Genomic DNA, 3316 nt, shown 5'->3' on the forward strand with positions numbered 1-3316 from the left:
GCTTCTCGATACGGCTGGCGCGACCACGACCGCGGGCATGGAACCGCTTCATGACGATCGACTTGCCGACATAGGCTTCCGCCACGATCAGCGCATCGACATCCAGGTCGTGGTTGTTTTCCGCGTTGGCAATCGCCGATTCCAGCGTCTTCTTGACCGTGCCGGAAATCCGCTTGGCCGAGAATTCGAGGTCGGAAAGCGCTGTCGCGACCTTCTTGCCGCGGATGAGCGCGGCAACGAGGTTCAGCTTCTGCGGGCTGATACGGATCGTGCGCAATACGGCGCGCGCTTCGTTATCAGCAAGCCTGCGCGGAGCTTTGGCCTTGCCCATGATTATTTCCTCTTCGCCTTCTTATCCGCGCCGTGACCGTAATAGGTCCGGGTCGGAGCGAATTCACCGAACTTGTGACCGACCATGTCCTCGTTGACCGMAACGGGAACATGCTTCTGGCCGTTRTAGACACCGAAGGTGAAGCCGACGAACTGCGGCAGGATGGTGGAGCGACGGCTCCACATCTTGATCACCTCATTGCGACCACCTTCACGAACCCTGTCCACCTTCTTGAGAAGGTAGCCGTCGATGAAGGGGCCTTTCCAAATAGAACGAGTCACTTGGCGTTACCTCTTCTTAGCTCTTGCGCTGATGGCGCGAGCGCAGGATGAACTTGTCGGTCGCCTTATTGGACCGCGTCTTCTTGCCCTTGGTCGGCTTGCCCCACGGGCTGACCGGATGGCGACCACCGGAGGTGCGGCCTTCGCCGCCGCCGTGCGGGTGGTCAACCGGGTTCATGGTCACGCCGCGATTGTGCGGGCGCTTGCCACGCCAAACAGTGCGGCCGGCCTTGCCGTCGTTGATGTTGCCATGGTCCGGATTGGACACGGCACCGACGGTAGCCATGCAGGAGCCGTGAACGACACGCTGCTCGCCCGAATTGAGGCGCAGGATCGCCATGCCCTGGTCACGACCGACCAGCTGGCCGTAGCCGCCTGCCGAACGAGCGACCTGGGCGCCCTTGCCCGGCTTCAGCTCAATGTTGTGGACGATGGTGCCGACCGGCATCGAGGCCAGCGGCATCGCGTTGCCCGGCTTCACGTCAACCGATTCGCCGGCCACGATCTTGTCGCCGGGAGCCAGACGCTGCGGAGCAATGATGTAGGACAGCTCGCCATCATCATACTTGATCAGCGCGATGAAGGCGGTGCGGTTCGGATCATACTCGATACGCTCGACCGTGCCGACAACGTCGAACTTGCGACGCTTGAAGTCGATGATGCGGTACGAACGCTTGTGACCACCACCGATGAAGCGTGCGGTGATACGACCGTGATTGTTGCGGCCGCCCGACTTGGTCAGGCCCTCGGTCAAACCCTTGACGGGCTTGCCCTTGTAGAGGCCCGAGCGGTCGACGATGACCAGCTGGCGGGTGCTCGGCGTTACCGGGTTGAATTTTTTCAGTGCCATTGTTCTGTCCTCGCGGCCTTGCTCAGAGACCCGTCGCGACGTCGATCGACTGGCCATCGGCCAGTGTCACAATCGCCTTCTTGACGTCGCTCTGGCGGCCAACCGTGCCACGGAAGCGCTTGATCTTGCCCTTGCGGACAAGCGTGTTCACGGCCATCACCTTGACGCCAAACAGCGCTTCGACGGCGGCCTTGATTTCCGGCTTCGACGCCTTCTTGGCGACGTTGAAGACGACCTGGTTGTTCTCGGAGGCCATGGTCGACTTTTCGGTGATCGCCGGCGAGACGATCACGTCGTAATGACGAAGGTCKGTCATTTAAAGCGCTCCTCGAGAGCCTCGACGGCGGCCTTCGAAAGGACCAGCGTGCCGCGGCGCAGAATGTCGTAGACGTTGATGCCCTGGATGGGCAGCACGTCGATGTTGGGGATGTTGGTGGCTGCCAGCTTGAAGTTCTTGTCAAGCTCGGCGCCGCCAATCAACAGGGCGTTGGTCAGGCCCAGCGTCGCGAAATTCGCGATCAGCGCCTTCGTCTTGGCTTCGGTCAGCTTCAGCTCGTCGATGATGATGATCGACGCGCTCTTGGCCTTGGCCGAGAGAGCATGCTTGAGGCCAAGCGCACGAACCTTCTTGGGGAGTTCATGCTCATGGCTGCGAACGACCGGGCCGTGGGCCTTGCCGCCGCCGCGGAACTGCGGAGCGCGTGCCGAGTGGTGACGGGCGCGGCCCGTACCCTTCTGCTTGTACATCTTGGCGCCGGTACGCGCGATTTCGGCGCGGCCCTTGGCCTTGTGCGTGCCCTGCTGCTTCTTGGCAAGCTGCCAGCGCACGACGCGCTGCAGGATGTCCTCGCGCGGATCAAGGCCGAAAATCTCCTCGGAGAGTTCCACCTTGCCGGCGTCTTTACCGCCGAGCGTTGTGATCTTGAGATCCATTATTCTGCTCCCTCTGCGGCCGGAGCCTCGTTCTTGGCAACGGCGCGGATCGCGGCAGGCTTCGGCGCATTGGCCGGCAGTGCCACCTTGGCCGCATCGCGGACCAGGATCCAGGCGCCCTTCGATCCGGGAACCGCACCGCGGATCAGGATCAGGCCGCGATCGGCGTCGGTCGAAACGATCTCGACATTCTGTGTGGTGACGCGGGTGTCGCCCATGTGGCCAGCCATATGCTTGCCCTTGAACACCTTGCCCGGGTCCTGGCGCTGGCCGGTCGAACCGTGCGTACGGTGCGAGACCGAGTTACCGTGCGTCGCGCGGCCACCACCCATGTGGTGGCGCTTGATGACGCCCTGGAAGCCCTTACCGATCGTCGTGCCCGTCACATCGACCTTCTGGCCGGCGACGWARTGCTCGACGGTRATCTCGGCGCCGACATCGATCATGTTGTCGGCSGAGACGCGGAACTCGGCRACCTTSGCCTTSGGCTCGACGGAAGCGGTCGCGAAATGGCCGCGCATCGCCTTCGACGTRTTCTTCACCTTGGCRAGGCCAACGCCGAGCTGRACGGCGGTRTAGCCRTTCTTCTCCTGCGTGCGCTGCGCCACGACCTGGCAGTTCTCCATCTGGAGAACTGTGACGGGAACATGTTCCCCGGCATCGTTGTAGATGCGGGTCATTCCCACCTTCTTTGCAATCACACCTGAACGCATCGGTTCAATTCCTTTAGAGTTCCGGGCCAGGGGCACCGCCCCTTACCGCGCTCTCATTCCCTTAGAGCTTGATCTCGACGTCGACRCCGGCGGCCAGATCGAGCTTCATCARMGCRTCSACGGTCTGCGGGGTCGGATCGACGATGTCGAGCAGACGCTTGTGCGTGCGCATCTCGAACTGCTCGCGGCTCTTCTTGTCGACGTGAGG

7 protein-coding genes are annotated in these 3316 nt (G+C 62.2%); all 7 read right to left on the minus strand.

Annotated features, from left to right (window positions below):
- Positions 1 to 331, minus strand: a 331-nt coding sequence (gene rplV / locus AC1DX0_RS33360; RefSeq protein WP_477358622.1) for a 50S ribosomal protein L22, incomplete at its 3' end; no start/stop codon positions are given.
- A 2-nt stretch (positions 332 to 333) separates the two neighbouring features.
- Complete coding sequence (rpsS, locus tag AC1DX0_RS33365; protein WP_477358624.1) at positions 334 to 612, minus strand: 30S ribosomal protein S19; 279 nt, start codon at positions 610 to 612, stop codon at positions 334 to 336.
- Positions 613 to 628: 16 nt separating this feature from the next.
- On the minus strand, positions 629 to 1462 hold the full coding sequence (gene rplB / locus AC1DX0_RS33370; protein ID WP_172229142.1) for a 50S ribosomal protein L2: 834 nt from the start codon (positions 1460 to 1462) through the stop codon (positions 629 to 631).
- A gap of 22 nt (positions 1463 to 1484) precedes the next feature.
- Positions 1485 to 1778, minus strand: coding sequence for a 50S ribosomal protein L23 (locus tag AC1DX0_RS33375; RefSeq protein WP_027028839.1), 294 nt, complete (start codon positions 1776 to 1778; stop codon positions 1485 to 1487).
- Complete coding sequence (gene rplD, locus AC1DX0_RS33380; RefSeq protein ID WP_027057017.1) at positions 1775 to 2395, minus strand: 50S ribosomal protein L4; 621 nt, start codon at positions 2393 to 2395, stop codon at positions 1775 to 1777. The genes AC1DX0_RS33375 and rplD overlap by 4 nt, the downstream gene beginning before the upstream one ends.
- On the minus strand, positions 2395 to 3108 hold the full coding sequence (gene rplC / locus AC1DX0_RS33385) for a 50S ribosomal protein L3 (RefSeq protein WP_477358626.1): 714 nt from the start codon (positions 3106 to 3108) through the stop codon (positions 2395 to 2397). Before rplC ends, rplD begins: the two co-directional genes overlap by 1 nt.
- A gap of 61 nt (positions 3109 to 3169) precedes the next feature.
- Positions 3170 to 3316: 30S ribosomal protein S10 (gene rpsJ, locus AC1DX0_RS33390; RefSeq protein WP_127413704.1), on the minus strand; the 147-nt coding region annotated here is incomplete at its 5' end.

It is taken from the genome of Mesorhizobium sp. P3_A9 (genome assembly GCF_056402975.1).